This window comes from Hyphobacterium vulgare (genome assembly GCF_042643335.1).
Classification (GTDB): Bacteria; Pseudomonadota; Alphaproteobacteria; order Caulobacterales; family Maricaulaceae; genus Hyphobacterium; species Hyphobacterium vulgare.
Genome location: NZ_JBHRSV010000005.1, coordinates 1 through 25,440, shown reverse-complemented (window position 1 = coordinate 25,440; position 25,440 = coordinate 1). Strand labels below are relative to the sequence as shown.

General features: G+C 65.7%; 31 protein-coding genes. 7 read left to right on the top strand and 24 right to left on the bottom strand.

The genetic code is table 11. The features are described from left to right. Positions 1-20: 20 nt before the first annotated feature. The 6 genes from ACFOOR_RS05565 to ACFOOR_RS05540 form a co-directional block, all read right to left on the bottom strand. Positions 21-2,993, bottom strand: a complete 2,973-nt coding sequence (locus tag ACFOOR_RS05565; protein WP_343165334.1) for a 2-oxoglutarate dehydrogenase E1 component — start codon at positions 2,991-2,993, stop codon at positions 21-23. 234 nt (positions 2,994-3,227) lie between these two features. Continuing rightward, on the bottom strand, positions 3,228-4,124 hold the full coding sequence (sucD, locus tag ACFOOR_RS05560; RefSeq protein ID WP_343165333.1) for a succinate--CoA ligase subunit alpha: 897 nt from the start codon (positions 4,122-4,124) through the stop codon (positions 3,228-3,230). A gap of 13 nt (positions 4,125-4,137) precedes the next feature. Further along, positions 4,138-4,584, bottom strand: coding sequence for an acyl-CoA thioesterase (locus tag ACFOOR_RS05555; protein WP_343165332.1), 447 nt, complete (start codon positions 4,582-4,584; stop codon positions 4,138-4,140). Further along, on the bottom strand, positions 4,581-4,910 hold the full coding sequence (locus ACFOOR_RS05550; protein WP_343165331.1) for a hypothetical protein: 330 nt from the start codon (positions 4,908-4,910) through the stop codon (positions 4,581-4,583). The genes ACFOOR_RS05555 and ACFOOR_RS05550 overlap by 4 nt, the downstream gene beginning before the upstream one ends. 9 nt (positions 4,911-4,919) lie before the next feature. Further along, a complete protein-coding gene (gene sucC / locus ACFOOR_RS05545) occupies positions 4,920-6,116 on the bottom strand; it encodes an ADP-forming succinate--CoA ligase subunit beta (protein ID WP_343165330.1) in 1,197 nt (398 codons plus the stop codon). Positions 6,117-6,234: 118 nt separating this feature from the next. Further along, positions 6,235-7,509 carry an MFS transporter gene (locus ACFOOR_RS05540; RefSeq protein WP_343165329.1) on the bottom strand — a complete coding sequence of 425 codons (1,275 nt, stop codon included), beginning with the start codon at positions 7,507-7,509 and terminating at the stop codon, positions 6,235-6,237. 70 nt (positions 7,510-7,579) lie between these two features. On the opposite strand from ACFOOR_RS05540, the gene ACFOOR_RS05535 reads away from it, so the two are divergent. Further along, positions 7,580-8,173, top strand: coding sequence for a YceI family protein (locus ACFOOR_RS05535; protein ID WP_343165328.1), 594 nt, complete (start codon positions 7,580-7,582; stop codon positions 8,171-8,173). Here ACFOOR_RS05535 and ACFOOR_RS05530 read toward each other — a convergent pair. Genes ACFOOR_RS05530 through ACFOOR_RS05515 form a run of 4 tightly spaced genes read right to left on the bottom strand, consistent with a single transcriptional unit; the run spans position 8,161 to position 10,641 of the window. Beyond that, complete coding sequence (locus ACFOOR_RS05530) at positions 8,161-8,739, bottom strand: DoxX family protein (RefSeq protein ID WP_343165327.1); 579 nt, start codon at positions 8,737-8,739, stop codon at positions 8,161-8,163. The genes ACFOOR_RS05535 and ACFOOR_RS05530 overlap by 13 nt on opposite strands. Before the next feature lie 3 nt (positions 8,740-8,742). Further along, positions 8,743-9,468 (bottom strand): DNA-binding domain-containing protein, encoded by a 726-nt coding sequence (locus ACFOOR_RS05525; protein WP_343165326.1) that lies wholly within the window; start codon positions 9,466-9,468, stop codon positions 8,743-8,745. Continuing rightward, complete coding sequence (bufB, locus tag ACFOOR_RS05520) at positions 9,461-10,288, bottom strand: MNIO family bufferin maturase (protein ID WP_343165399.1); 828 nt, start codon at positions 10,286-10,288, stop codon at positions 9,461-9,463. The genes ACFOOR_RS05525 and bufB overlap by 8 nt, the downstream gene beginning before the upstream one ends. A 56-nt stretch (positions 10,289-10,344) precedes the next feature. Continuing rightward, on the bottom strand, positions 10,345-10,641 hold the full coding sequence (locus ACFOOR_RS05515) for a BufA1 family periplasmic bufferin-type metallophore (protein ID WP_343165325.1): 297 nt from the start codon (positions 10,639-10,641) through the stop codon (positions 10,345-10,347). Positions 10,642-10,951: 310 nt separating this feature from the next. Here ACFOOR_RS05515 and ACFOOR_RS05510 point away from each other — a divergent pair, with 310 nt between their 5' ends. Beyond that, positions 10,952-11,503 (top strand): sigma-70 family RNA polymerase sigma factor, encoded by a 552-nt coding sequence (locus ACFOOR_RS05510; protein WP_343165324.1) that lies wholly within the window; start codon positions 10,952-10,954, stop codon positions 11,501-11,503. After that, positions 11,500-12,135: a DUF1109 domain-containing protein gene (locus ACFOOR_RS05505; RefSeq protein ID WP_343165323.1), complete on the top strand. Its 636-nt coding sequence runs from the start codon at positions 11,500-11,502 to the stop codon at positions 12,133-12,135. The genes ACFOOR_RS05510 and ACFOOR_RS05505 overlap by 4 nt, the downstream gene beginning before the upstream one ends. Before the next feature lie 5 nt (positions 12,136-12,140). Here ACFOOR_RS05505 and ACFOOR_RS05500 read toward each other — a convergent pair whose 3' ends face one another. The 4 genes from ACFOOR_RS05500 to ACFOOR_RS05485 form a co-directional block, all read right to left on the bottom strand. Further along, positions 12,141-13,028 carry a DUF1036 domain-containing protein gene (locus ACFOOR_RS05500; protein ID WP_343165322.1) on the bottom strand — a complete coding sequence of 296 codons (888 nt, stop codon included), beginning with the start codon at positions 13,026-13,028 and terminating at the stop codon, positions 12,141-12,143. Positions 13,029-13,073: 45 nt separating this feature from the next. Next, complete coding sequence (locus ACFOOR_RS05495) at positions 13,074-13,805, bottom strand: hypothetical protein (protein ID WP_343165321.1); 732 nt, start codon at positions 13,803-13,805, stop codon at positions 13,074-13,076. Between the two features lie 105 nt (positions 13,806-13,910). Continuing rightward, on the bottom strand, positions 13,911-14,369 hold the full coding sequence (locus ACFOOR_RS05490) for a DUF2141 domain-containing protein (RefSeq protein WP_343165320.1): 459 nt from the start codon (positions 14,367-14,369) through the stop codon (positions 13,911-13,913). Positions 14,370-14,448: 79 nt separating this feature from the next. Beyond that, positions 14,449-15,030 carry a DUF2306 domain-containing protein gene (locus ACFOOR_RS05485; protein ID WP_343165319.1) on the bottom strand — a complete coding sequence of 194 codons (582 nt, stop codon included), beginning with the start codon at positions 15,028-15,030 and terminating at the stop codon, positions 14,449-14,451. A gap of 176 nt (positions 15,031-15,206) precedes the next feature. On the opposite strand from ACFOOR_RS05485, the gene ACFOOR_RS05480 reads away from it, so the two are divergent. Together ACFOOR_RS05480 and ACFOOR_RS05475 are read left to right on the top strand one after the other, a co-directional pair. Then, on the top strand, positions 15,207-15,944 hold the full coding sequence (locus ACFOOR_RS05480) for a LytTR family DNA-binding domain-containing protein (RefSeq protein ID WP_343165318.1): 738 nt from the start codon (positions 15,207-15,209) through the stop codon (positions 15,942-15,944). An 83-nt stretch (positions 15,945-16,027) separates the two neighbouring features. Beyond that, a complete protein-coding gene (locus tag ACFOOR_RS05475) occupies positions 16,028-16,426 on the top strand; it encodes a hypothetical protein (RefSeq protein WP_343165317.1) in 399 nt (132 codons plus the stop codon). A gap of 489 nt (positions 16,427-16,915) precedes the next feature. Here ACFOOR_RS05475 and ACFOOR_RS05470 read toward each other — a convergent pair whose 3' ends face one another. Then, positions 16,916-17,470 carry a GNAT family N-acetyltransferase gene (locus tag ACFOOR_RS05470; RefSeq protein WP_343165316.1) on the bottom strand — a complete coding sequence of 185 codons (555 nt, stop codon included), beginning with the start codon at positions 17,468-17,470 and terminating at the stop codon, positions 16,916-16,918. A 91-nt stretch (positions 17,471-17,561) separates the two neighbouring features. Between ACFOOR_RS05470 and ACFOOR_RS05465 the strand changes: the two genes are divergently transcribed. Continuing rightward, the gene (locus tag ACFOOR_RS05465; RefSeq protein ID WP_343165315.1) at positions 17,562-18,134 is read left to right on the top strand and encodes a tryptophan-rich sensory protein; all 573 of its coding nucleotides are present in this window, start codon (positions 17,562-17,564) and stop codon (positions 18,132-18,134) included. Positions 18,135-18,288: 154 nt separating this feature from the next. Here the strand turns inward: ACFOOR_RS05465 and mdh are convergent, their stop codons facing one another. Continuing rightward, positions 18,289-19,251: a malate dehydrogenase gene (mdh, locus tag ACFOOR_RS05460; RefSeq protein ID WP_343165314.1), complete on the bottom strand. Its 963-nt coding sequence runs from the start codon at positions 19,249-19,251 to the stop codon at positions 18,289-18,291. 78 nt (positions 19,252-19,329) lie between these two features. Next, positions 19,330-20,091: a helix-turn-helix domain-containing protein gene (locus ACFOOR_RS05455; RefSeq protein ID WP_343165313.1), complete on the bottom strand. Its 762-nt coding sequence runs from the start codon at positions 20,089-20,091 to the stop codon at positions 19,330-19,332. 75 nt (positions 20,092-20,166) lie between these two features. On the opposite strand from ACFOOR_RS05455, the gene ACFOOR_RS05450 reads away from it, so the two are divergent. Then, positions 20,167-20,610 (top strand): DUF6265 family protein, encoded by a 444-nt coding sequence (locus ACFOOR_RS05450; RefSeq protein WP_343165312.1) that lies wholly within the window; start codon positions 20,167-20,169, stop codon positions 20,608-20,610. On the opposite strand, the gene ACFOOR_RS05445 is transcribed toward ACFOOR_RS05450, so the two are convergent. The 7 genes from ACFOOR_RS05445 to ACFOOR_RS05415 all read right to left on the bottom strand — a co-directional run bounded on the left by ACFOOR_RS05445 (position 20,607) and on the right by ACFOOR_RS05415 (position 25,222). Next, the gene (locus tag ACFOOR_RS05445) at positions 20,607-20,972 is read right to left on the bottom strand and encodes a TfoX/Sxy family protein (RefSeq protein ID WP_343165311.1); all 366 of its coding nucleotides are present in this window, start codon (positions 20,970-20,972) and stop codon (positions 20,607-20,609) included. The genes ACFOOR_RS05450 and ACFOOR_RS05445 overlap by 4 nt on opposite strands. Next, complete coding sequence (locus tag ACFOOR_RS05440) at positions 20,969-21,445, bottom strand: hypothetical protein (RefSeq protein WP_343165310.1); 477 nt, start codon at positions 21,443-21,445, stop codon at positions 20,969-20,971. Before ACFOOR_RS05440 ends, ACFOOR_RS05445 begins: the two co-directional genes overlap by 4 nt. Positions 21,446-21,451: 6 nt before the next feature. Beyond that, positions 21,452-22,123 (bottom strand): O-methyltransferase, encoded by a 672-nt coding sequence (locus ACFOOR_RS05435; RefSeq protein WP_343165309.1) that lies wholly within the window; start codon positions 22,121-22,123, stop codon positions 21,452-21,454. Continuing rightward, positions 22,123-23,259, bottom strand: coding sequence for a cell division protein ZapE (gene zapE / locus ACFOOR_RS05430; protein WP_343165308.1), 1,137 nt, complete (start codon positions 23,257-23,259; stop codon positions 22,123-22,125). Before zapE ends, ACFOOR_RS05435 begins: the two co-directional genes overlap by 1 nt. 160 nt (positions 23,260-23,419) lie before the next feature. Continuing rightward, a complete protein-coding gene (locus ACFOOR_RS05425; protein WP_343165307.1) occupies positions 23,420-23,569 on the bottom strand; it encodes a hypothetical protein in 150 nt (49 codons plus the stop codon). 85 nt (positions 23,570-23,654) lie between these two features. Then, positions 23,655-24,086 (bottom strand): acyl-CoA thioesterase, encoded by a 432-nt coding sequence (locus tag ACFOOR_RS05420; RefSeq protein ID WP_343165306.1) that lies wholly within the window; start codon positions 24,084-24,086, stop codon positions 23,655-23,657. Continuing rightward, entirely contained in the window at positions 24,083-25,222 is a 1,140-nt protein-coding gene (locus ACFOOR_RS05415; protein ID WP_343165305.1) for an iron-containing alcohol dehydrogenase, read from the bottom strand. Before ACFOOR_RS05415 ends, ACFOOR_RS05420 begins: the two co-directional genes overlap by 4 nt. Between the last annotated feature and the right edge of the window lie 218 nt (positions 25,223-25,440).

The following is a 25,440-nucleotide window of genomic DNA, read 5'->3' as shown; positions in this document are numbered from 1 at the left end:
GGCGTGTTCGGATGTCGGGGTCAGAGTGTCAGCGCGTCATCGATCAGCGCGTCCTGCTCTTCCTTGTGTTTCTGGACCGAGCCAGCCGCGGTCGAGGCCGAGGCCGGGCGGCCGGCATAGCGCGGGCGCGTACTGGCCGCCTCGGCCTGCTGCAGCACCCATTCGATGTTCGGCTCCATGAAACTCCAGGCGCCCATATTCTGCGGCTCTTCCTGGCACCACACCATGTCGGCCTGGGGAAAGCGTTTCAGCTCGTTCAGCATCGACCGCGCCGGCACCGGGTAGAATTGCTCGACGCGCAACAGGTAGATGTCGTCGATGCCGCGTTCCTCGCGGGCTTCGAGCAGGTCGTAATAGACCTTGCCCGAGCACATCACGACGCGCTTGATCTTGTCGTCCGTCACCAGCTGCGTGGTGGTGACCGCGGACCGGCCTTCGTCGCGCGAGGAATGATCCGCATCGTCCCACAGCACGCGGTGGAAGGACGACCCCTCGCCCATCGCCTTGAGGTTCGACACGCAGCGCTTGTGCCGCAGCAGCGATTTCGGCGTCATGATCACCAGCGGCTTGCGGAAATTGCGGTGAATTTGCCGCCGCAGGATGTGGAAGTAGTTGGCCGGCGTGGAGCAGTTGGCGACCTGCATATTGTCCTGCGCGCATTGCTGCAGGAAGCGTTCAAGCCGTGCCGAGGAGTGTTCCGGACCCTGACCTTCATAGCCATGCGGCAACAACATGACGAGGCCGGACATGCGCAGCCACTTGCGTTCGCCGGCGGCGAGGAACTGGTCCACGATCACCTGCGCGCCATTGTAGAAGTCGCCGAACTGCGCCTCCCACATGACGAGCGTGTTCGGGGCCGACAGCGAATAGCCGTATTCGAAGCCGAGCACGGCTTCTTCCGACAGCATGGAATCGATCACCTCGTAGCGGGCCTGTCCCTCGGAGAGGTGGTTGAGCAGCGTATAGCGCTCCTCGGTCTGCTGATCGATGATGTGGGAATGGCGCTGCGAGAAGGTGCCGCGGCCGCAGTCCTGACCCGACAGGCGCACCGGAAAGCCCTCGTCGAGCAGGCTGGCGAAGGCAAGATGTTCCGCCGTCGCCCAGTCGATACCCTCGCCCGCCTCGATCGCCGAGCGGCGATTGTCGATCACCCGCTTCAGCGTCTTGTGGACGTCATACCCGTCCGGGATTTCGGTGAAGGCGCGGCCCAGCGCCTGCAGCTTGGCTTCCGGCACCGCCGTTTCGCCGCGGCGTTCATCCTCCTCAGGCAGGCCAAGTCCCGACCAGACGCCGTCCAGCCAGTCGGCCTGCGCCGGCTCGAAGGCCTTGCCGGCCTCGAACTCGGTGTCGAGGAAGTCGGCAAATTCCTGCGTCCAGGCGTCGAAATCGGCCTGGGTGATCACGCCCTCCTCGATCAGGCGCCTGGAATAGAGCGCGATCGTGGACGGGTGTTCCTTGATCTTCCGGTACATGATCGGCTGGGTGAAAGACGGGTCGTCGCCTTCATTGTGGCCGAAGCGGCGGTAGCAGAACATGTCGATGACCGCGTCCTTGCCGAACAGCTGGCGGTATTCCGTCGCCATCTTCGCGGCATAGACCGTCGCTTCCGGGTCATCCCCGTTCACATGGAAGATCGGCGCCTGCACCATCAGCGCCACGTCCGAGGGATAGGGCGAGGAGCGCGAATCCTTCGGGCTGGTGGTGAAGCCGATCTGGTTATTGACGATGAAATGGATCGCCCCGCCGGTGCGGTGGCCGCGCAGGCCTGAAAGGCCGAGACATTCCGCCACGATGCCCTGGCCGGCGAAGGCCGCATCGCCATGCAGCAGCAATGGCAGGACTTTCGGGGCCTGGTTGGTGTCGAAACCGTGCTCGCGGCGCAGCTTGGTCTGCTTGGCGCGCGCCTTGCCCAGCACGACCGGGTCGACCGCTTCGAGGTGGGACGGGTTGGCGGTCAGCGACAGATGGACATTGTTGCCATCGAACTCGCGGTCCGACGACGCGCCGAGGTGATATTTCACATCGCCCGATCCGAACTCGCCCGAGGACGTGCCGGACTGGAATTCGTGGAAAATCTGATGATAGGGCTTGCCCATCACCGCCGCGAGCACATTCAGGCGGCCACGGTGCGGCATGCCGACGATGATGTCCTCGACCCCCATCGCCCCGCCGCGCTTGATGATCTGTTCCAGCGCCGGGACCATCGCCTCGCCGCCATCGAGGCCGAAGCGCTTCGTGCCCGGATAGCGCTTCTGCAGGAATTGTTCGAAGCCTTCCGTCTCGATCAGCTTCTTCAGAATGGCGATCTTGCCTTCCGGCGTGAAGTTGATGCCTTTCTCCGGGCCTTCGAACCGCTCCTGCAACCAGGCCTTCTCCGCCGGATTGGAGATGTGCATGAATTCGACGCCGAGCGGGCCGCAATAGGTCCGCTGCAATATGTCGAGCATTTCACGCGGCGTCGCCGTCTCGAGGCCGAGATAGCCGTCGATGAAGATTTCGCGGTCCATGTCCGCGTCGGTGAAGCCGTAGGTTTCCGGATCCAGCTCCGGCTGTTCGCCGAACGTCGTCAGCTTCAGCGGGTCGAGATCCGCCGCGAGATGGCCGCGCATGCGGTAGGCGCGGATCATCATGATGGCGCGGATCGAATCCTGCGTCGCCTTGCGGATGTCCGCCGCCGAAGCCCCGTCATGGCGTTCGGCGACCTTCTCGATCAGTGACGGCGTGACCGCCCCGTCGATGACGCCCAGCGCCTCGCCGAACGCGTCGGCCCGGCCCAGCCGGCCCTTGCCCCAGGCCGGACCGCGCGCGGCATGCCCCGCCTCGGCGGCATCGTCCCCGACCTCGGCGAAGAAATCGCGCCATTCCGCCGGAACCGAGGACGGGTCCCGGGCATGGGCGGCGGCCATGTCTTCGAGATAGCGGGCATTGCCGCCATAGAGGAAGGAGGTGTCGAGGAAGGTCTGGTTACGCGGGCTGCGCGAGCGTTCGGACATAGGGCGTTTTCCTGTGGCCGCGCGACCTTCGCCCGGCCTCATGTCAGCGGTATGGCGGTGCGCGTCTTAACGCCCCGTTGCCTTCCCATTTACGCTCTTCTGCATAGGAAAAAAGGGCCCTGACACATACTGACAGAAATGCTGCGTCCGGTTCCCGTATCGGGCAAGCGGTCAAAGCAAAGGCGCGGCCCCGTCCGGCGCCGCGCCTTCAACCGCAAATCCTGACGGAGGCGTCTAGCCCTTCACGATCTCGGCCAGCGTCACGCCGATGCGCGCCGGACTGTCGGAGACCACGATCCCGGCCGACTTCATCGCCTCGATCTTGTCTTCCGCGCCGCCCTTGCCGCCGGAAACGACCGCGCCGGCATGGCCCATCGTGCGGCCCTTCGGTGCCGTGCGGCCTGCGATGAAGCCGACCATCGGCTTCTTGCGGCCCTTCTTCGCCTCGGCCTTCAGGAATTCCGCCGCCTCTTCCTCCGCCGAGCCGCCGATCTCGCCGATCATCACGATCGATTGGGTCTCGTCATCGCCGAGGAAGAGCTCCAGGCAATCGATGAAATTGGTGCCGTTCACCGGGTCGCCGCCAATGCCGATACAGGTCGTCTGGCCGAGACCGGCATCGGTCGTCTGCTTCACCGCCTCATAGGTCAGCGTGCCCGAACGCGACACGATCCCGACCGAACCGCGGGTGTGGATATGGCCCGGCATGATGCCGATCTTGCACTCGCCCGGCGTGATCACGCCCGGGCAGTTCGGCCCGACGAGCCGCGACTTCGAACCGGTCAGCGCCCGCTTCACCTTGACCATGTCGGCCACCGGCACGCCCTCGGTGATCGTCACGATCAGCTCGATCCCGGCGTCGATGGCTTCGAGGATCGCGTCCGCCGCGAAGGGGGGCGGCACGTAGATGACGGTCGCATTCGCGCCCGTCGCGTCCTTGGCCTCACCGACCGTGTCGAAGATCGGCAGCTTGGCGCCGGCGCCTTCCCAGTCCTGACCGCCCTTGCCCGGCGTCACGCCGGCGACCATGGCGGTGCCGTATTCGATCGCCTGCTCGGTGTGGAAGGTGCCGTTCTTGCCGGTGATGCCCTGGCAGATGACCTTGGTATGCTTGTTCACGAGTACGGACATGGGCGTTCCTTGTTCAGGCAGCTTGCCGCTGTTCCGGCGGCGTTTTCTCGAATGTGAGGACGGCGTCGGTATAGACGGCCGGCAGCGGAATCGGTCGGCGGGTTTCCACGTCGGCGCAGACATAGGTCATAGACCCGTCGGCCAGCAATTCCGCGTCACGGTAGATGGCGAATTCGTATTCGACCGAACTGGTCCCGAAGCGCTTGCAGCGGAAGCCGATCTCGATCAGCTCGTCGAGCCGCGCCGGGCTGCGGAAATTGCAGCTGGCATTGACCGTGAAGAAGTCGAAACCCTGCTCTTTTGTCTGCTGCCACATCATGCCCGTGGCGCGGAAATACTCGGTCACGGCGTGATCGACGAAGACGAAGTAGTTGGCGTTGAACACGATGGCCTGGGGATCGACCTCGGACCAGCGCACCCGGTGAGTGTGAAAGAAGGTGAAACGCGAGCGGTCGGTCATCCCTCGCTCCCCGTGAACTTGAAGCCCAGCGCGCCGCAGAACCAGCCCGCGCCCGCTGCGATCCCGGCGATCAGCGGCAGGATCAGCCACTGGGTCGGCGTGTTGCAGTCGACCCCGCCGCCGGCCGCGCGGCAGTCATTGATGCTGGCCTCCACCCCGCCCGACACCATCAGCGCGATCAGCTGACCCGCGAACATCGGCGCGAGCAGTCCCATCATCAAAAGCGCAGCGAACACATTCCATCGCCATGACCGGATGCGCTCGCGCAGCCACCAAGCCGCGGCGATCCCGGCACCCGACATGAGGATGAAAAGGACGAGCATCATGCTGCCCGCCTACTTCCCTTGAACCGCCGCGACGATCTTCTGCGCGGCATCGTCGAGATCGTCGGCCGGGATCACGTCGAGACCGGACTGGGCGAGGATCTGCTTGCCCTTCTCCACATTCGTGCCTTCGAGACGCACGACCAGCGGAACCTTGAGGCCGACTTCCTTGACCGCCGCGATCACGCCCTCGGCGATCACGTCGCATTTCATGATGCCGCCGAAGATGTTGACCAGGATGCCCTTCACATTGGGATCGGCGGTGATGATCTTGAACGCCGCCGTGACCTTTTCCTTCGACGCGCCGCCACCGACATCAAGGAAGTTCGCCGGCTCGGCGCCGTAGAGCTTGATGATGTCCATGGTCGACATGGCGAGGCCCGCCCCGTTGACCATGCAGCCGATCGTGCCGTCGAGCGCGATATAGGCGAGGTCGTATTTCGACGCCTCGATTTCCTTCTCGTCTTCCTCGCTCAGGTCGCGCAGGTCGACAATGTCCGGGTGCCGGTAGAGCGCGTTGTTGTCGAAGCCGACCTTGGCGTCGAGCACGTGCAGATTGCCCTGCGCGGTGACGATCAGCGGGTTGATCTCCAGAAGGCTCATATCCTTCTCGGTGAAGGCCTTGTAGATCTGGCCCATCAGCTTGACGCACTGCTTGACCTGGTCACCCTCGAGCTTCAGCGCCGCGGCGATCTTGCGGCCGACATAGGGCGCATAGCCCGCCGCCGGGTCGACATGGATGGTGTGGATCTTTTCCGGCGTCTCTTCGGCGACCGCCTCGATGTCCATCCCGCCCTCGGTCGAGCAGACGAAGGCGACGCGGCCATTGGCCCGGTCGACGAGGACCGACAGGTAGAGCTCGCGGGCAATGTCGGCCCCGTCCTCGATATAGAGGCGGTTGACCTGTTTGCCCTGGTCGCCGGTCTGCTTGGTGACCAGCGTGTTGCCGAGCATCTGGCTGGCGAATTCGCGAACCTCGGCGACCGACCTGGCGAGGCGGACACCGCCCTTTTCGCCCGCTTCGGCTTCCTTGAACTTGCCCTTGCCACGGCCGCCGGCATGGATCTGCGCCTTCACGACCCACAGCGGGCCAGGCAGCATTTTCGCGGCGGCTTCGGCCTCGGCCGGGGTCATCGCGGCAGCGCCTTCGGCGACCGGCGCACCATAGGATTTCAGCAGGGCCTTGGCCTGGTATTCATGGATGTTCATGGGAAGCGAGCCTTTAGTCCGGAATGGGAATCGGTCGGCGAACGGCCGGAAATTAGCTTCCGCTTATAACACCGCGATGATGCGGTGCAACGCGAGCGGCCATACGCGCAGTCGGCGCCTATTCCGGCTCGCCCGCATCGTATCCGGCGGTCTCGTCGGCTTCCGCCAGAACCGGCGAGGTCGCGCGGATATCCTTGAAATCGTCGCGCTCGTCCTTCGCCGGGGCGGGCTTGACCCGGCTGCGGATGAACATCAGGGCGGTCAGCGCGAACAGGCAGACCGCGGCATAGAGGAAGACGCCGCGCATCCCCATCGGACTGGCGTAGAAGGCGCCCGCCACGATCGGACCGATCACCGACCCGATCGCCCAGGTCAGAAGCAGCGACGACGCCAGCCCCGGAAGGTCTTCCGGCTCGGCGCGGTCATTCGCATGCGCCACGCCGATCCCGTAATGGATCAGCGCCGTCCCGCCCCACAGCGCGATCAGGATCAGGCCGAGGGTCAGCCCCGGATCGACAAACACCATCAGCAGAAGCGTGATCGCGCCGGCCGTCCCCGAAAGCCCGGCAATCACCAGGCGCCGATCGACCCGGTCGGACAGCTTGCCGGCCGGCCACTGGCTGGTCATCGCCGCGACATAGATGGCCGCCATGACGAGCGGCGCGGCCCCCAGCCCCATGCCGGAGGTCAGCGCCTCGCCCTCGGGCAGGCCGAGCCGTTCCGCCCAGATCGGCACGAAGGCGAGCAGGCCGGAATTGACCATGCCGGCCGCGAACACGCTGGCAGCAGCGGCCGGCGCGATCCGGATCAGCTTGGTCGGCATGATCATCACCGGGCGCGGCGCCCGCGGCTGATCCTTGCGCGTCGCCGTGATCGGCACCAGCGCCAGCGCCATGAACACTCCGATGAGAAGGAAGGCGCGCGTCAGATCCATGCCCGGCACCGCCAGCAGGAAGGGTCCCAGCACCAGGCCGGCGCGCCCGGCAATCTGGTAGATCGAAAACACCGAGCCGCGCCGGTTGGCCGGCGTCACATCGGCGATCCAGCTGTCCGCGACCGCGAACATCACCGCCGTCGAACACCCGAACGCAAAGCGCGCGAGAAACCAGAGCAGTGCCTGGGTGTCGAGCCCGAGCACGAGCGTGACCGCTGCCGCCACCCCGGCCGACGCGGCAAAGGCGCGGATATGCCCGACCCGGGCGATGAAGCGCGGCGCATAGATCGCCCCGGCCATGAAACCGCCGGCATAGGCCGCAGCGACCGCACCGATGGCGAGGCCCGACCACTGGTCCGCCGCCATCGCGACCGGCAGCACCACGGCCAGCCCGCCGGTCGCGACGTGCAGCAGCGCCATCGAGATCATCAGGACCAGAACATTGCGGTAGAAGGCCAAGGCGCGCGTCCTAACTCATGCTATGAAAGTGAGACCGGTAACCCTTTGCAACCCATCACGGAGCGTTCCCATGTTCAAGCCGCGGGCCCTGTTAATCGCGATTCTCGGCAGCCTTGTGGCAGTGTCGGCCTGTTCGCAGCCGTCCGGCAGCTGGATGCTGAACGCGGACCATTCGTCGCTCAGCTTTGTCTCGGTGAAGAATGAAAGCGTGCTGGAGGCCAGCCATTTTGCGACCCTGACCGGATCGGTCAGCGAAGACGGCAACGCCCATGTCGCGGCCCAGACTGAGACCCTCGAATCCTGGGTCGACGTGCGCAATGAACGGATGGTCGAACACTTCTTCCAGAGCGCCCAGCACCCGCAGCTTTCGGTCGACACACAAATCGACCTTGCCGCCTATGAGGACATGGAGATCGGCGAGACCCGCCGCGCCGAGCTGACCCTGACGGTCACGATCGTGTCGACGCCGCGCACGGTCTATGGCGACGTCTTCGTCACCCGCGCCGGGACGGACACCGTCATCATCGCCACCGCCGAACCGGTCATGGTCGATGCGCGCGACTTCGGCCTCGGCAATGCAGTGGAATTGCTGGAATCCCTCGCCGGGCTCGACTCGGTGTCACCCGTCGCCGCGGTCAGCGTCTTTCTCGTCTACGAACGTTGATCCGTCAGACGGCGCGGGGCGAACCGCCCGGCCAGGCCGTCCAGTGACCACGCCCCGCCACCGCGCATGATAAGATAGATCAGCAGCGCGGCCCAGAGCGCGTGCGCGCTCCACCAGGCGCCAGGGAAGACGAAGATCTGGATCACCAGCGTCATCGCGAGCAGACCCAGCGCGGACAGGCGGGTGAACACGCCGAGCACGATCAGGATCGGCAGGGTGAATTCCGCCAGCGTCGCCAGCCACGCCGCGACCTCGCCGGGGATCAGCGGCAGGGCGAAATCATTCTCGAACTGGCCGATCACAGCCGGCCGCAGATCGAGCGGCAGCACCGGCAGTTTCACGTGATAGCGCTGGACCGGGAAGTCGTTGATCAGCTCGGTATAGCCGAGCAGGCCGAAGGTCTGGACCTTGGTGAGGAGCGAGCGCCAGAACACGCCGGCAATGGTCAGCCGGAAAAAGAAAGCGATCGCGTCGTGCGACACGATCCGCTCGGCGGCGGCGAAAACCATGGTGTGAAGCCGTGCGGCCGGGCCGATCAGCGGCAGGCTGGACAGGGGGGTGGTCATGGGTCAGTCCCTCGCGAAAACGCCGTCATTCAGAAGGCGGATGAATGTTTCGATGCCGCATGCTGCGCGCTCCGCCGCCAGCGCCAGCGCCGCGCCGGCCGCAAGTTGATTGAGAAGCGCGGCCTCGACCGGCTCGAGCGTCCGGTGACGCACCTCGTGGTGCGGCCGCCAGACCAGCACGGTCTCGTCTGCGACCGGTCCGGCCGGAATCATCCGTCCCTCGAAGCGGGCCGCGGCCCAACAGGCGTGTACTGCCCGGCGGAATAGGGGCAGCCGCACGCTCGGATGCAGGCGCAGCGACCGGGCGGCGAGCCGATCGGGGTCGATCCCGGCCAGATCGCCGGGAGACAGGGTCGCTGCGTTGGCAGCAAGATGCGCTTCGCTCCACGCGCGGTCGAGCCGGGCGATGTCAGGCAGGATGGACGGCATGCCCGGCGGGGCGTGCACCGTCATGAAGTCGGCAAAGCCGGACCCGTAGCGCGCCATCACCCCGTCGCGGGGTGGATGCGCCGTCCAATAGGCCTTGGCGAGCGCGGCGAAGTTGCCGTCGCCGGACATCGCCCGGACGGCGGGATAATTGTCACCCAGAACATCGATCGCCGCGCGCACGACGGAATTGCGGTAGACCGGCAGTCCGGTGAGATTACCGCCCGTGAAGCGGGCGACCGTCTGCACCTCGCCGCCGCGCAGCATCGCCGCGAACTGGTCGTGAAACCCGGCGTCACGCATCGGCGAGCGCGGCTTCGTCCGCCCGTTCGAGGATCGCCTGCGCCCTGTCCCGTTCAGCCATCAGCGCGTGGAAGTCCGGAAGATCGTTGTCGCGTTCGATGAGCGTCGGCACCGGACCGGTGCGCGCGATCGTTTCGCGGTAGAGGGTCCACACGGCCTCCGCGACCGGCGCGCCATGCGTGTCGATCAGCAGGCCGCCCTCCGGATCCGCCTCATGCCCCGCGAGATGGATCTCGCCGACCGCGTCGAGCGGAAAGGCGTCCAGATACGAGACGGCATCGCGCTTGAGATTGACGGCCGTGACGAAGACATTGTTGAGATCGAGCAGCAGGCCGCATCCGGTCCGGTGCACGGCTTCGGCGAGGAAGTCGGTCTCGCTCATCTCGCCGGTCAGCGTCGCATAGAGCGACGGGTTCTCGATCAGGATCGCCCGTCCCAGCGCGGTCTGCGTCTCGTCGACATGTTCGCAGAAGCGGTCCAGCGCCGCGCCGGTATAGGGCAAGGGCAGAAGCTCGCCGTAATACACGCCGTCATGCCGGCACCAGGCGAGATGCTCGGACACCAGCGCCGGCCGGTAGCGGTCGACCAGTCCGCGCAGGGCGTTCAGATGATCCCGGTCCGGCCGGTCTGCGCCGCCCAGCGACAGCGAAACGCCGTGCAGGGAAACAGGGCGCCGTGTCGCAATGGCCTCGAGCCAGGGCAGGCGCGGACCGCCGGGAAGCATGTAGTTTTCCGGATGCACCTCCACCCAGAGGCCGGGAGCGTCGGACTCCAGCACGGCGCGGTAATGCGCCGGCTTGAGTCCGAGCCCGGCCCCCATGGCACGGGGAGGGGGGCGGGTGGAGGTGATCACCACGGAAACGCTCCGTAACCGGATTACGGACGCTCGACCGGCGTCAGCGAACCCGGACCATAGGGGGTCGCGATGTCTTCGCAGGTGCCTTCGTCGACATATTTCCAAGCATTGCCGTCATAATCGACGGTCGACGTACCGGCGCAGGAATTGTTGCCGGTCGAGGCACAATCGTTTTCACCGGCGAGCGAAACGCCATAGCAGCGCTCCTGGCCGTCGGGAGCCATGTGGCCATCTTCCTGGGCGTGCGCGACGGAAGCGGCGAGCGACAGGGCGAAGGCAGACGCCGTCAGGGCGGCGAGTTTGGTTCGGGTATTCATGGGAGAGTCTCCGTTCGAGTGCGTATGGTCCCTCGTGAGCCCCGCTCATCGGGGTCACACCGGGCTTTTCGAACGGGCCGGGCGGATCGTTACAGCGGCGAACGCATTTTCTTTCCGCAACCCCAGCGGGGCTTGCTCAAACATAAGATAATATTCAAGTTTTCCCGGGCATCACATGTCGATCACGGGGCCGTGACCGGGTCCGGGCAGGTGTGATTGCCGGTTTTGCGTCCGGATCAGGCAAGACGGATCGCAGCGCGGCGTGTAACCATTCCGCGATCCTGTGCGAAAGGCCTTGATAGAGACGGTCATGTCCCGGACGGATGTCACCCTCGCGGCGCTCATGCTGCTGGCCCAGTCGGGCGACCGGCAGGCCTATCGCGCCGTGCTCGAAACGGCGCGGGTCCGGTTGGTCGGCTATTTCAGACGGCGCCTCTCGGCAGACCCGGGCAGTGCCGAGGACCTGGTGCAGGACACGCTGATGGCAGTGCATGAGAAGCGCGCGACCTTTGATCCCTCCCTGTCCTTCGGGGCATGGCTGCACGGGATTGCGCGCTACAAGCTCATTGATCATTACCGGCGCCACAAGCGCCGCGAGACGATCCCGCTCGGGGAGGACGATTTCGCGGCGGATACCGATGACGCCGCAGCCACGCTTGCCCGTATCGATGTCGAGGCCATGCTGGCGCGCCTCCCGGCGAAGCAGGCGGCAGCCATCCGGCTGATTCATCTCGAGGGCCACACCGCCCGCGAAGCCGCCGACCGGCTGGGCGCGAACGAATCCGCGGTGAAGGTCAGCGCCCATCGCGGCCTGAAGGCCGCCGCCGCGAACGCCGGAGCAAGCGAAGGGGAGAGATCATGACGGATCCTCTCGACGATCTCGTCGACGCGCTCGAGCCGGTTCGCCCGGTTCGCCCGGCCAATCTCGCCCTGCGCTTCGTTTTCCCGGCGCTGCTCCTGTCCGCGGCCGGCATGGCGATTCTGATCGGCGTCCGGCCGGACATGCCCGGCGCGCTCGCTTTGCCCTCCTTCTGGGTAAAGCTCGCTGCCATGCTGGCGATCGCCGGAGCCGGCTGGTTCGCCCTCGCCGCCGCGTCGCGTCCGGGCGGGTCGCCCGCGCCGGGCCTGATCGCCGGAGGCGTGCTGGTCGGGATTCTGCTCCTCGCGGGCCTCGCAAACCTCCTGCTGGCCGAACCCGGCAACCGGATGGACGCGTTGATGGGACATTCGGTGCAGCAATGCCTGCCGCGCGTCATACTGGTGGCACTGCCGGTGCTGGCCGGGAGTCTCATCCTGCTTCGCCGCATGGCACCGACCCGCCTGCACCTCGCGGGTCTGGCCGCCGGCCTGTTCGCCGGCGCAGCAGGCGCGGCGGTCTATTCGGTCAGCTGCACCGAATCCAGCCTGACCTTCCTCGCGGTCTGGTATCAGCTCGCCATGCTCGCGGTTGCCGCAATTGGCGCCCTCGCCGGGCCGCGCCTGCTGCGCTGGTAACCGGCTCAGCGCCGTCTGACGAAAGCCTGAAAATGCGAGACATTGCGCGCGAAGCGATAGCTCGTGAAGCCGGTCGCGTACGGGGCTTCCGGGGGGCAGTACATCTCGTCCGAGATCCGGTCGGACGTCGCCGTGACGGTGAACGGGCCTTCGGCGACACAGAAGGCCGAGTCGTCAAAGCCTTGGGGGTCATCCTCGGCCAGCGGATATTCCGGAATCCGCGTCATCCAGTGAACCAGGCTGTCGGCCGGGAAGCCGCGCCAGATCGGTGCGCACGTCTCGTTCTCGACGTGCGTCCAGCCGGACACAAGCCAGAACCCGCTCGCCTCGCGCGCGGCGGTGGCGACCTCCGCCCCGCCGGGTGCAAAGACGCAGAGTTCGACCGTCCGCAGCGGCTCGGCCATGCCGTCGATCGCGGCCGGAGTGGCGGCGCACAGATCGGCGTCCGCGCCGAGATCGCCGCAGCCGATGCGCCAGTCGACGACGCCCCATTCCTGGCGGAAATGACGAATGCCCTGGGTCGCGAAACCGACCCGCCGGGCCGCATTTCCGCAGGGTGGGCTGTCGAGTATCCCGGTATTGAATCCCTCGGCCGGAAGGCAATGCGCGAAATCGCCCTCCCCGGCCGGCCACTGCCAGGTGCCGGAAAACGCCGCCAGCGCCATGCGGTCTCCGACAACGCCGTGCAGCGCACCTTCCAGGCACGCATTCGCCTCGACCCGGAACCAGCCCTCGGCACGCCGACCGCCGGACGGATTGGTGTCGTAGGCCGCCGCGACGCCGACCGCGAACGGCGCGTCATTGCATAGCCGCATCAGCACGGGACGGCCCTGCGCCTCGGCGGCGGAACCGCCGAAGACGAGCAGGGACAGAAGGAACAGCACGCGCATCATGCCGGGCAGTAAGCCACAACGTGCAGTGGTTGTCAGCCGGTTCGACTATTGCGCCACCGGCTGCGGGTCCGGGCGCCGCAGGAAGGTCATGTCGCGGCCAACCACATCGATCCTCACGACTTCGCCATTCGCCACGAAGATGTCGTTCTCCGGCTGTGTGCCCCGCACTTCGAGCCGCAACGTGTCCTCGTATCGGCCGGCCGGCGTGTCGACCACACCGCCCTCGAACGCCGTGACGGTGACGGTCGCCACCGAATTGGCCAGCACCGCATACCAGTCATAGGAGACGGACTCGCCGGGTTCGAGCCCCATGAATGGGGCCAGCACGAAGGTCGCCGCCCGCGGCATCACACCGTCCGGCAGGTCGAGTTCGATCGGCGCGCTCTGTTCCCCGCTCAGTGGCCGCAATATGGTCTGCGTCCCGGTGACCCGGCCGTCGCTGGCGACCGTGTCGAGCGTCATGACCGCCGATTCCTGGTGCCACAGGATGACGGTTTCCAGCGGCGCGAAATCGCCGTCGGTCATGGCGGCGGTCATGGATTCGAAGATGTCGGCGCTCATCATCATCGACCGGTCGAACATCTCGATCCGGCCATCATTGCGGCGCCAGCCGAGCCGCATATAGCCGTCGACTTCGCCGGCATTGAGCATCTGCAGATTCATTTCGCCCGTATCGGGCAGACGGGCGGCCGCCGCGGCGCGCCAGTCACCGTCCTGGGCCAGGGCCGAGCCGCCGAACAGCACCGCAGCGGCCACCATCATCGTCATCTTCAACATTAACTCTCCCCCGGACATTCAGATCCGGGGGAGAGCATGACACGCGCCAGTGAGGAAGGGGCTGACAAGCGCGTCATCCGCTTCACGTCTGCGTGACGTAGCGGCTTACCAGTATCCGCCGCCCATCAGTTCGACGGTCTCTTCGCGGGTCTCGCCGGCCGCGACGGTAAAGACCGCCTCGTCGAATCGTGCTCCGCGGAAACGCGGGAAAGGGTTGTTGGAGAAACCATAGCCCTCGGTGGGAATGCCCATGAAGTTCATGTTGAAACTGCCGTCGGCATTTTCGTCGTGATAGAGGCGGATCGCATATTCGCCCGGCTCCAGCCCGTCGAACGTGATCTCGACACGCCCGCTTGCGGTGTCGGCGCGGCCCGACGCGACCGGTCCGGTCTCGTCCCAGCCTTCGGCGGAGACGAACAGCGCCGCGTCGATCGTGCCTTCGGGTCTCACATTCTCGACCACGATGGTGATGCTGGCGTCCTGGGCCAGGGCGGGGGAGGTGACAGCGGTCGCGGACAGGGCGGTGGTGGTCGCAAGGATCAGGGAAGACATCAGGGTTTTCATCGCAGTTCTCCTTTGGTCGCCGGACGGACCTTCCGGCCGGCGTGTGTGTGCGGGTTGAGGTTTGGATTGCGGGGTTGGATCAGCCGCCGAAGACCATGACGTGCATCAGGCGGCCGGGCATGAAGGCGAACAGGCCGGGGACGACCAGTGCGCCGAAGAAGGCGCCGTAAACGGCATTGCGGTGCTTGTTGATCAGGCCGCGGCGGGCATTGGCGATCATGCCGTAGACCGCCATCAGCGTGATCGGCACGAAGATGTGGATGAAGCTGAACCCGCCGTCATTGATCTGCCGGATGAAGATCGCCGAGACCGCCGTCGTCACCATCAGCACGGCCCAGACATAACCGACCGTGCGGTGCGGGATCGTGCCCTTGGGCGCGAACATCTGCACCGTACCGAGCACGAGCGCGCCGATCGCCGTCGAGGCATGAAGCTGGATCACCCAGGACGCCTTGGCAAAGGCGCCGAGATCGGGATTGATCGACCAGTCGACGCCGCCGAACGCATCCGCGACCAGCGAGAGATTGCCGTCCGTCGCCTGCCAGTAGACCAGCAGCAGCACGACCGAGAGTGCGGCGAAGCCGCCACCGAGATTGATGAGGGTCGAGCGCATGCCGCTGGCGGGCCTGTCGTCGCGATCGGTTCGGACCTGGGTATTCATTTCACTTCCTCCAACTTGCGCCGGCACCCGGTTGACCGGGCCGGCCGTGTTCGACGAGGCAAGCGATGCCCGGCGGCGGCGGGCGGGAAAACACCATCTTCGCAAGCGGGCTGTCTCCCGACGCGAATGGCGCTAGTTTTCCGTTCGCGTATCGCGAATGGAGGGGGCTGACAGGCATGACGTGGACCGAGCGGGTGAAACAGCTTCTGCCGGGCGCCGGATTCATTCTCGGCGTCGGCACGTTTCTGGCCTTTCTCGCCCCTTACCAGACCCACCATCTGGGTTGGCCCCTCGTCTGGTTCTACTGGACCGGCCTGATCGCCTGGGGCGCGCTTTGCGGCGAGATCGGCGGGCGGTTGCTGCAGCGTTTCGTGCCGGGCTGGCCCGACTGGATCAGCTATCCGCTGATCTCGCTGGCCATCTCCGTGCCCGTTACCGCCGCCGTCCTCACCCTGCAGGCCCTGCTGGGCGACCCGCACCCGCTCGATGGCTGGCCGGTCGTGCTGTTCTTCGTCTGGGTCGTCTCCGCGGGAATCACCTTCCTGACCTGGCTGATCGACCGGACCAAACGGACCGGTCAGACCGCCGAGCCCGTCATCGCCCGCACCCTGACCGACAAGCTGCCCGTGCGCCTGAGGACGGCGGAGCTGCACGCCCTGCAGTCGGAGGATCATTATCTGCGGGTCCACACCTCGGCGGGCGATGCCCTGATCCTGATGCGGCTGTCGGACGCCATCGCCGCGGCGTCCGCGCTTGAAGGCGAACAGACCCACCGCTCCTGGTGGGTGGCGCGCTCCGCCATCACCGACGCCCGCCGCGACGGATCGCAGGCCGTGCTGACGCTGAAGGGCGGGATCGAAGCCCCGGTCAGCCGGGCGAATGTTCCGAAACTGCGCGAGAAGGGCTGGCTATAAGCGGCGGCATGGATGCAACGAGCAACATGAGAAGCATCTCCAGAATCATAGGCTTGGCAATCGGTCCGTGGCGACCGCCATTCATGGATTTAGCATTCACGTTCAAACTCAGAGACGTTCGGTTTCCCTACCTTTTTGTTTTGGTGAAAATTTCGATCATACTAGCCATCATCATCAATGGACTTATCAATTATTATTTATCGACTGAAACAATGGAGAAAATACTGATAGGGGCTGCTCTGATCATTTTTATGTCTGGGTATATAGATTATGGCTTCTCGAGACATATTGAATCCCGTTTGATTTGCAGCAGCGCGGCAATCGCCTCGTCCATCCTGTTCGTCTACTTGATTCAAACAGTGGCACCCAGCTTGGATTCGGATCGTCCAGTAGTGCTGATTTTCGCCCCCGCGATTATTTTGGTCGTGATTCCAGCCTTTTTCGCTTGGGCCTACAATGGGAAGCGACGCCCGGGCGAGTAGCGCGTAAGGGGTGCAATTGCGAAAGAGAAGCTGGCTGTAAGCGGCTTCACCCTCCCCTTGAAGGGGAGGGACGCGAGCGGCTTGCGCTAGCAAGACGGGAGCGGGGTGGGTTGAGCGTGAAGTAATGACCGCCGGGGTTCCCGCGAAAGCGGGAACCTGAAACCGGGGACCAACTTCAGGTCCCCATTTTCATGGGAACCCTATGACTTCAAAAATGACGTTTCCCGGACGGCGGAGCCGGTCCGGGATCCATGATCTAAGATTTGTGGACCCCGGTCTTCGTTTTCCCCGCGCATGCGGGGACCCCGAAACCGGGGAGCGTCAGCATTGTCGATTCGAATGTTGGGATTCCCGCGAAAGCGGGAATCCGAAGCGAGGTGGCTGCTTCAGGTCCCCATTTCATGGGGACCCCAGAGACCCCCACCCCGGCCGGCTGGCCGACGCTCAGCTTCCCGGCCCGCCCCTCAAGGGGGAGGGCGAGGCGCAGCACTAACCCCGCCGCCCCCGCCATTCCTCGCGCGTCTGGCCCCAGACACCGACGATCATGCCGAAGCCGGCGACTTCGGCCTGCCGGCCGGTATGGTAGGAGCCGAGCTTCTTCGCCACGCCGATCGAGCCGGTATTCCGTTCGTCGATCAGATGGATGACCTCGCTCCAGCCCAGCGTATCGAACGCCCAGTCGATCGAGGCCGCCGCCGCCTCGCTCGCATAGCCCTTGCCCCAGTGGGCGCGGGCGATCGTCCAGCCGACTTCGGGCTGCACCCAGCCATGCGGATTCCACGGGCCCACCCGGCCGACCCATTGGCCGGTGTCTTTTTCCAGCACCGAGAAGAAGCCATAGCCGCGCACCGCCCAGTGGCCGATGATCGACATCAGCCCGCGCCAGGCCTGGGGCGGATTCTGCACGCCGCCGATATAACGGGTGTTTTCCTCGTCCTGCATCGCCGCCGCGAGCGGTTCGAAATCGGCCTCGACCGGCGGACGCAGGATGAGCCGTTCGGTCTCCAGCCTCGGTCCGAATGTCGATGTGTCGATGGCGCTCATCTGGATCTCCCGTCCTGCTCTCGAAGCCGGACCTGATCCGAGCGGGCACGGCCATGCAAGTGAAATGACCGACAGGTGAACTGCAATGTACATGTTCCGCCCCATTGCGGCCCGGCAATTGCACCGCCCTCATGTCAAACGCGTACGCATGATGAAGGAGCACGCCTTGTCCGGTCGCGAACGTCCCACCGTGGGACGCCTGGCTGTCTATCTCGTCCTGACCGCGGCCTTTACCGGGCTGATCGCGGGCGGCGCGAATGCGGCCGGCGCCTATGACTGGGTCTACCGGGACCTCGACCGGCCCGTCTGGCTTTTGCCGGGCGGCCTGCTCACGATGTTCTGGGTCGGCAAGACGATGCTGCTCGCCTTCGCGCTGTGGAGCGTCGAGCGCTTCGGCCGCGAAGGCTGGCGCTGGCTTGGCGCGGCCGGCGTGCTGGGGACGATCGCCAGCGGCGTGGCCTGGACGATCGTCTTCTTCTTCATGCGCGACCTGTCGCTTGGCCTGCTCGCCGTTCTGGCGTCCTGGGTAACGACCGTGTTCGCGGCATGGGCCGTCGGGCGCGCCAGCGTCGGTTCCGGCGCCTTCCTTTGGCTGCCCCTCATATTCCAGTGTTACGCCCTTGCCGCCAGTTTCGAACTGATGCGGCTGAATACGGGTCTCTAAATCCTGCCGATGGGCAAAGAAGAAGGCCGCACCTTTGCGGGTGCGGCCAGTTTCTCTCGGATAAGAGTGAGACGCTGAAACGGCGTCTCGCCCCTCGCCCTAGGCGTTCTCCGTGACGGCGCAACGACAGGCGAATTAATTCGCGGCAACGTGATCAGGCGAGGCTCGGCTCCAGACCCTTGCAGGCTTCCACCAGGCCCTTCACGGAATCGACCGAGTTGTCGAACATGGTTTGTTCGTCGGCATTGAGCGAAATCTCGACGATCTTCTCAACGCCGCCCGCGCCGATCACGACCGGAACGCCGACATAGAGGTCGTCGACGCCGAACTGGCCGGTGAGATGTGCCGCGCAGGGCAGGATGCGCTTCTTGTCGTTGAGATAGGACTTCGCCATCGCAATCGCGCTTTCCGCCGGCGCGTAATAGGCCGAACCGGTGCCCAGCAGCTGGACGATCTCGCCGCCGCCCGACCGCGTGCGCTGGACGATGGCGTCCATCGTCTCGGTGGTGGACCAGCCCATTTCGACCATGTCCGGCACCGGGATGCCCGCAACCGTGGAATAGCGCAGCAGCGGCACCATCGTGTCGCCATGCCCGCCCATCACGAAGGCGGTGACATCTTCCACCGACACGCCGAATTCCTCGGCGAGGAACCAGCGGAAGCGCGCCGAATCGAGCACGCCCGCCATGCCGACCACCTTGTTGTGCGGCAGGCCGGAAAACTCGCGCAGCGCCCAGACCATCGCGTCGAGCGGATTGGTGATGCAGATCACGAAGGCGTCCGGCGCGTGCTTCTTGATGCCCTCGCCCACGGCCTTCATGACTTTGAGGTTGATGCCCAGAAGATCGTCGCGGCTCATGCCCGGCTTGCGCGGCACGCCGGCGGTGACGATGCAGACATCGGCGCCCGCGATCGCGGCATAGTCGGCTGCGCCCTTGAGGTTCGAATCCTTTCCGAACACCGGGCTGGCTTCGGCAATGTCCAGCGCCTTGCCCTTGGCAACGCCCTCGGCGATGTCGAACAGGACGACGTCGCCCATCTCCTCGCGCGCGGCGATGTGGGCGAGCGTGCCCCCGATCATGCCGGAACCGATAAGGGCGATCTTCTTGCGGGCCATGGGCGCGTCTCCTTCGCAATTGCGGAAATTCTTGCGCGCCGGTTTAGCGCCGCGCCGATGGCGCGGCAAGGCGGGTTGCTAGCGGTAAAGTGGATCGAAGACCGCGGGCTGTCGGACCAGTTTCGGCGTCTCACCGGCAAAACGGCGGAAATCCCGCGTCATATGCGCCTGGTCGGCATAGCCGGCCTCGGCCGCAACATCGCTCAGGCGCTCCGCGCCAATTTTGATCGCGTCCCTTGCCCGGTGAAAGCGGACCAGCCGCAGATACATTGCCGCCGTCAGCCCGGTCGCCCGCTCGAAACGCCGGTCGAGCGTGCGCATCGTGATTCCCGATGCCTCGGCAGCCTCATCGAGGGAGTCCAGCGACCCCGATTCCATCAAGGCAATGGTGGACCGGACTGTCTCCGCCGCATCGGGAAGCTGAAACGAAGCGAGTTCCGTCCCGGCTTGCGCGGCGAAAGCGTCGAACGTATCCGCAGACAGGAACACGCCCAGCTCGGACAGCTCCACCAGCCGGTCGCGCCAGGCCGCCGGTCTCGCGCCGAACGCCCCGGCCGCCCACGGGTGCAGCCTGACGGCGAAAACCTCCATGTCGGCATCCTGCTCAATCCGCAGAACCCGGGTGAGCGGGCCATAGAGGAAGGCCTTTGGCTGGCGCGAGGAGAATCCATCAGCACGGTGCTCGATGGGCGACGCGCCGCGATGCACGATGATCTCGCAGCGCCCGTCGGGGGCGATCACTTGCGTGCCGCGCGCATCGGACCGCAAATGCCAGACGCCTTCGGCCATGCCCGCGAGCGCGCCCGTCGCGGGGCGGAAATCGTAATGCGGCTCGGTCATCACCTGTCCGAATTGTTCAAGACGGGATCAGAAAAGCCGGTCTAGCGTGCAGGTACAACTCGAACGGAGCTTTCCATGCGCGTCACCCTTGTGGCCTTTGCCCTCGCCACCACCCTTGCTGCCCCAGCGACCGCCGGCGATCTCGACTTTCTGACCGGCCACTGGCGGTCCGCGCCGGGCGGCCGGGTCACCGAGGAAATCTGGACCGACGGCAATGGCGGCCTTTTCCTCGGCGTCAACCGCACCCTCGTCGATGGCGAGGCGCGCGCCTTCGAATTCCTTCGCATCGTCTGGAACGAAGAGGGCGAGGGCGAGTACTGCGCCCAGCCGAATGGCGGGCCGGCCACCTGCTTCCGCCTGGTCGAGACCGGCGACAGCCATGCCGTGTTCGAGAATGCCGAACACGATTTCCCGCAGCGCATCGGCTACGCCCGTGAGGGCGACACGCTGACCGCCACCATCTCCGACATGTCGGGCGAGCAGAGCTTCAGCTTTGTCTGGACGCGGGTGACGGACTAACCGGTGAACTTCCGCTTCGCGGGCGGCTTTTTCAGATCGGCGCGCATCGCGACGGCGAAGGCCTTGCGCGCCCAGACGGTGAATGCGTCCGGTTCGTCATGGAGCCGCTCGGGCGCCTGCCGGTAGCCCGTCATCGCCTTGTAAGGGTCGGTGGAATAGACGAAGGGTCCGCAATCCTCGTTGTCGAAATCGGCAAACGTCGTTTCATCGGCTTTGAAATAGAGCGTGTCGTCCGCGACGATCGCGAAATTCAGCCCCTGATGGAACACGCCCGCCCCGCCGAACATCTTGCGGAAGCGCACCCCGCCCATCGGCTCGAATAACTCGGACAGGAAATCCTGATACTCGCGTGACAGGCTCATCCCCGCCCCTCCAGCACCATGCGGAAGGAGATGAAGACGCCGGTGAGGCCGGCGCCCGAGACAATCACGCAGAACACCGAGACGACCCAGGCGAGATAATCGAACAACACCCAGCCCGCGGGATAAAGCGCGTCGTCGGTGACGCGCACGCGGATCTCCGTGCCCGGCGCGTAGACCGTTTCCAGGGACTCGAGCCGGGCAGGCGTAAGCGAGCGGAACGCGTCGGAGATCAGCCGTCGACCGGGCGCGAAGCTTCCCTCTTCCGCCGCGACGAGCCAGACCAGCAGGTTCGACCCGCCGCGAGAGCCCGGCACCGCCTCGGTCTCGATCCGCGCGACCACCGCATCGGCGCGCGGTGCGAACTGGGTGCGTGCTGGCGGCTCGCCGAAACTCCAGAAATTCACCGCGACGAACCACGGGATCGCGGTGAACATCAATGCGATCAAACCGAGGATCAGGGCCGGCCGGATCATCCGCGCCTAGCGCTTCATCGCGATGAGCAGGCCGTCCCCGATCGCGGTGAAGACCTGATCGACCCGGTCATCGTCGCGGACCCGTTTCGCCAGCGCTCGCAGCGCCTCGGTGTCGGCGTCTGTCTTGGCCGGGTCGGCGACGCTGCCGCCCCAGAGCACATTGTCGAACAGGACGATGCCGCCGGGACGCAGCAGGGTCAGCGCCGCGGCGTAGTAGTCGCCATAGCCGGTCTTGTCGGCATCGACGAACATGAAATCGACACTCTCCGCCAGCCCTTCAGCCGCGAGTTCGGACAGCGTGCGGCGGGCGTCACCGATGATCGGCTGGATCACGTCATCGACATCGCCATCGGCCCAATAGCCTTCGGCCAGAGCGATCAGGCCGGGATCGCGGTCGAGCGCGTAGAGCCGCGCCTGCTCGCCGTGGCGGTGCTTCATCGCCATCGCGACGGCCATCGCCGAATAGCCGGTGAAGACGCCGACCTCGACCGCAACCTTCGCGTCCGAAAGCCCGGCGAGAAACGCCATGAACGCCCCCTGCTCCGGGCTGATCTGCATCCGCGCATCGCCGCGCTCCTGCGTATCCTCGCGGCAGCGCTTGAGCGCCGGATGCTCCTCCGGATTCATCGACCGCAGATAGTCGGTCAGTGTCTCGTTCAGTCCGATGGATCGCGACATCAGCTGCCTGCCTCCGCTTCCAGTTTCGCCTCATGCGCCGCGGCCAGGAAGTCCTCCGACCGCATCTCGATCAGGCGCGAGGCCGTGCGCTCGAACTCGAACGCCCCGTCGCCCGCCGGGTAGAGCGCGTCCGGCGCCGCCGCCGCGCTCATCACCAGCTTGGTTTTCGCCTCGTAGAGCGCATCGATCAATGTGACGAAACGCTTCGCCTCATTGCGCTTGTCGGGGGACAGCTGCGGCACGTCGTCGATCAGCACGGTGTGGAACCGCGCCGCGATGGCGAGATAATCCGCCGCGCCGAGCGGCCGGGCGCACAATTCCGGGAAGGTGAAGCGCGCCACGCCCGCCGCCTCGCGCGGCACCGGCACGGCCCGGCCCTGGACCGTCAACGTGCACGATTGCGGCTCCGCGCCGGAGGTCAGCCTGTCCCAGGCCGCATCCATCGCGGCCGGGTCGGGCGGAGAATAATAGACCGGCGCGGCGGTCAGCTGGCGCAATCGATGGTCCGCGCCGCCATCGATCTGCATCACCTGCAGCCTGTCCTTCAGCATCGCGATGAAGGGCAGGAAGAGCTGGCGGTTGAGACCATTCGTATAAAGATCGTCCGGTTCACGGTTCGAGGTCGCGACGACGACGGTGCCGCGCGCGAAGAGCTGTTCGAACAGCCGCCCGAGGATCATCGCATCGGCAATGTCGGTGACCTGAAACTCGTCGAAGCACAGAAGCCGCGCCCTGTCCGCGATCGCCCTGGCGACCGGCGGGATCGGATCATCGCCCGCCCCGCGGACATGCTCGGGCCGCTTGCGCCGCTCGGAAGCGTCCAGCTTGCGCCACGCCCCGATCCTTGCGTGCACGTCCTGCATGAATTCGTGGAAATGGACCCGGCGCTTCGGGCTGACCGGCGCGTGCGCGCAGAACAGATCCATCAGCATCGACTTGCCGCGCCCGACCCCGCCCCAGAGATAGAGGCCTTTCGGCGCCGGCTCGGCCTTGCGGAACAGCCCGCCTTCGGGCCGCCAGCTCGCGAGGCGTTGGTGCAGCGCGGTCAGCGCCCGGGCCGCGTCTTCCTGCCCGGCATCATGGGCGAGCGATCCGGCCTCAACGCGGGCCTGCCAGCGGTCGAGCGGTGTCGTCATCGGAATAGAGCCGGAAGGGCTTGCTCCCCTCCCTCCCCTTGATGGGGAGGGTCGATGCGCAGCATCGGGGTGGGGTGAACTTCCTCTCCACCCCCTCCGCCCCGGATCAAGTCCGGGGCACCTCCCCCATAAAAGGGGGAGGAGGGATAAGACGACGCTCTCAAAGCCCGCCCGGCATCATGACCAGGGCCAGCGCCGCGCCGGTCAGCACCAGCGTGATGGCGACAGCGGCAATCAGGAAGGCGGGGCGTTGAATCTCGCGCATGTCCGCGTCATGCCAGCGGTGTGCGCCGGACGCAAGTGACCCCACCCTGCCCCTCCCCTGGAAGGGGAGGGAAAAGCGGTGTCCGACCCCTCCCTCCCCCAGCTGGGGAGGGTTGGGGTGGGGGAGAAAATCAGATTGAAATGCGCTCCAGCCCCGCGCGCATCTCCGCCGGCAGCGGAACCGGGCGGCGGGTCTGCCGGTCGACATAGACATGGGTGAAGCGGCCCTCCGCAGCGGCGGACCCCGAATTTTCGGAATAAAGCCCGATCTCGTAGGTCACGGAGGAAGTGCCGATCCGTGCCACCCGCACCCCGGCCTCGACGGTTTCGGGATAGGCGAGCGCCGCGAAATACTGGCAGCCCGTCTCCACGACGAGGCCGATCACCCCGCCGCCATGAATGTCGAGCCCGGCCTCGGTGATCAGATACCGGTTCACCGCCGTGTCGAAGAGCGCATAGTGGACGACATTGTTCATGTGTCCGTAGACGTCATTGTCGTTCCAGCGCGTCGCGATCCGGTCCCACCAGCGATAATCGCCGCGCGTGCGCTGCGGTCCGCTCACAGGATTTCCTCATACATCGCGACGATGTCGTCATAGCCCATCTCGCGCGGATTGTTGGGCAGGAGGCGGTCATTCGCCGCCACGTCCTCGGCCATGCGCGGCACGTCATTGTGGCTAATGCCAAGCTGGCTTAGCCGCCGCTCGATCCCGACGGCCTCGGCGATCCGTTCCATCTCGTCGATCAGCGCGGCAGAGGAGGGCTTGAGACCGATATGACCGGCAATCTCCGAATACTGACTTTCCGCCGCCGGCGCGTTGAAGCGGAGGACGGGCGGCAGCACGACCGAGTTCGACAGCCCGTGCGGCACGTGGAATATCCCGCCCAGGGGATAGGCCATCGCATGCACCCCGCCGACCGGCGAGTTGGAGAAGGCCTGCCCGGCCAGCATCGCACCGAGCAGCATGTCGCCCCGCGCCGCCATGTCATTCCCATTGGCGCAGGCGCGCTCGATCGCGCCCTGCAGAAGCTTCATCGCGGTCAGCGCCAGCGCGTCCGACACCGGATTTTTCGACCGTTTGTTCGTATACGCCTCGATGGCGTGGACCATGGCGTCGATACCGGTCGCCGCCGTGGCATGCTTCGGCAGGCCGCGCGTCAGTTCGGGGTCCAGCAGCGCCATCTGGCCGTAGAGCGCGCCCGAGGCGATACCGCGTTTCGACGTCTCGCCGGTCGTGATCACGGCGACGCTCGTCACCTCGCTGCCCGTCCCCGCCGTCGTCGGCACCAGGATCAGCGGCAGGCCGGTCACCCGCACCTTGTCGACACCGTACATCTCCGACAGGGGCTGATCCCCGGCGGCCAGCAGCGCGACGATCTTCGCCGTATCCATCGGACTGCCGCCGCCAAAGCCCAGCACCGCTTCCGCGCCGAACACCTTCGCCCGCTCGGAGGCTTCCAGCACCATCGCCTCGGGCGGATCGGCGACCACGTCGTCATAGGTTTCGAGCGTGAAGCCGGCGGCCTCGAGCGCGGCCAGCGGCGCATCGATCAGCCCGGCCCCTCTAACGCCCTTGTCGGTGACGACAAACAGCCGGCGCGCGGATTTCAGGACCGGCGCGGCCTTTTCGGCCAGCTGCCGGCTGGTCCCTTCACCGAAGACGATGTGCGGGACGGTGCGGAATTCGAAAGCGGACATGCCCGGAACGCTAGTGCGCGCGGGAAGAAAGGAAAAGAGGGTATGGCGCTCCTCGTGCTTCGAGGCTCCCCCGGACACAGTCCGGGGTCGCACCTCAGCATGAGGGTTTCAGTTATCCCCTCATCCTTGTATGTGCGGATTGCGGCATGATGGTTTCCGCTGCCGGAGGTTTTTGAGGACCTGCGGGAGCACGGCGGAGAACCGTGTCATCCTTGGGC

Bases quoted from the DNA above. Each gene is read 5' to 3' on its own strand.
- ACFOOR_RS05565 (WP_343165334.1), bottom strand. From the start codon at position 2,993: ATGTCCGAACGCTCGCGCAGCCCGCGTAACCAGACCTTCCTCGACACC.
- sucD (WP_343165333.1), bottom strand. From the start codon at position 4,124: ATGTCCGTACTCGTGAACAAGCATACCAAGGTCATCTGCCAGGGCATC.
- ACFOOR_RS05555 (WP_343165332.1), bottom strand. From the start codon at position 4,584: ATGACCGACCGCTCGCGTTTCACCTTCTTTCACACTCACCGGGTGCGC.
- ACFOOR_RS05550 (WP_343165331.1), bottom strand. From the start codon at position 4,910: ATGATGCTCGTCCTTTTCATCCTCATGTCGGGTGCCGGGATCGCCGCG.
- sucC (WP_343165330.1), bottom strand. From the start codon at position 6,116: ATGAACATCCATGAATACCAGGCCAAGGCCCTGCTGAAATCCTATGGT.
- ACFOOR_RS05535 (WP_343165328.1), top strand. From the start codon at position 7,580: ATGTTCAAGCCGCGGGCCCTGTTAATCGCGATTCTCGGCAGCCTTGTG.
- ACFOOR_RS05530 (WP_343165327.1), bottom strand. From the start codon at position 8,739: ATGACCACCCCCCTGTCCAGCCTGCCGCTGATCGGCCCGGCCGCACGG.
- ACFOOR_RS05525 (WP_343165326.1), bottom strand. From the start codon at position 9,468: ATGCGTGACGCCGGGTTTCACGACCAGTTCGCGGCGATGCTGCGCGGC.
- bufB (WP_343165399.1), bottom strand. From the start codon at position 10,288: ATGGGGGCCGGGCTCGGACTCAAGCCGGCGCATTACCGCGCCGTGCTG.
- ACFOOR_RS05515 (WP_343165325.1), bottom strand. From the start codon at position 10,641: ATGAATACCCGAACCAAACTCGCCGCCCTGACGGCGTCTGCCTTCGCC.
- ACFOOR_RS05510 (WP_343165324.1), top strand. From the start codon at position 10,952: ATGTCCCGGACGGATGTCACCCTCGCGGCGCTCATGCTGCTGGCCCAG.
- ACFOOR_RS05505 (WP_343165323.1), top strand. From the start codon at position 11,500: ATGACGGATCCTCTCGACGATCTCGTCGACGCGCTCGAGCCGGTTCGC.
- ACFOOR_RS05500 (WP_343165322.1), bottom strand. From the start codon at position 13,028: ATGATGCGCGTGCTGTTCCTTCTGTCCCTGCTCGTCTTCGGCGGTTCC.
- ACFOOR_RS05495 (WP_343165321.1), bottom strand. From the start codon at position 13,805: ATGTTGAAGATGACGATGATGGTGGCCGCTGCGGTGCTGTTCGGCGGC.
- ACFOOR_RS05490 (WP_343165320.1), bottom strand. From the start codon at position 14,369: ATGAAAACCCTGATGTCTTCCCTGATCCTTGCGACCACCACCGCCCTG.
- ACFOOR_RS05485 (WP_343165319.1), bottom strand. From the start codon at position 15,030: ATGAATACCCAGGTCCGAACCGATCGCGACGACAGGCCCGCCAGCGGC.
- ACFOOR_RS05480 (WP_343165318.1), top strand. From the start codon at position 15,207: ATGACGTGGACCGAGCGGGTGAAACAGCTTCTGCCGGGCGCCGGATTC.
- ACFOOR_RS05475 (WP_343165317.1), top strand. From the start codon at position 16,028: ATGGATTTAGCATTCACGTTCAAACTCAGAGACGTTCGGTTTCCCTAC.
- ACFOOR_RS05470 (WP_343165316.1), bottom strand. From the start codon at position 17,470: ATGAGCGCCATCGACACATCGACATTCGGACCGAGGCTGGAGACCGAA.
- ACFOOR_RS05465 (WP_343165315.1), top strand. From the start codon at position 17,562: ATGTTCCGCCCCATTGCGGCCCGGCAATTGCACCGCCCTCATGTCAAA.
- mdh (WP_343165314.1), bottom strand. From the start codon at position 19,251: ATGGCCCGCAAGAAGATCGCCCTTATCGGTTCCGGCATGATCGGGGGC.
- ACFOOR_RS05455 (WP_343165313.1), bottom strand. From the start codon at position 20,091: ATGACCGAGCCGCATTACGATTTCCGCCCCGCGACGGGCGCGCTCGCG.
- ACFOOR_RS05450 (WP_343165312.1), top strand. From the start codon at position 20,167: ATGCGCGTCACCCTTGTGGCCTTTGCCCTCGCCACCACCCTTGCTGCC.
- ACFOOR_RS05445 (WP_343165311.1), bottom strand. From the start codon at position 20,972: ATGAGCCTGTCACGCGAGTATCAGGATTTCCTGTCCGAGTTATTCGAG.
- ACFOOR_RS05440 (WP_343165310.1), bottom strand. From the start codon at position 21,445: ATGATCCGGCCGGCCCTGATCCTCGGTTTGATCGCATTGATGTTCACC.
- ACFOOR_RS05435 (WP_343165309.1), bottom strand. From the start codon at position 22,123: ATGTCGCGATCCATCGGACTGAACGAGACACTGACCGACTATCTGCGG.
- zapE (WP_343165308.1), bottom strand. From the start codon at position 23,259: ATGACGACACCGCTCGACCGCTGGCAGGCCCGCGTTGAGGCCGGATCG.
- ACFOOR_RS05415 (WP_343165305.1), bottom strand. From the start codon at position 25,222: ATGTCCGCTTTCGAATTCCGCACCGTCCCGCACATCGTCTTCGGTGAA.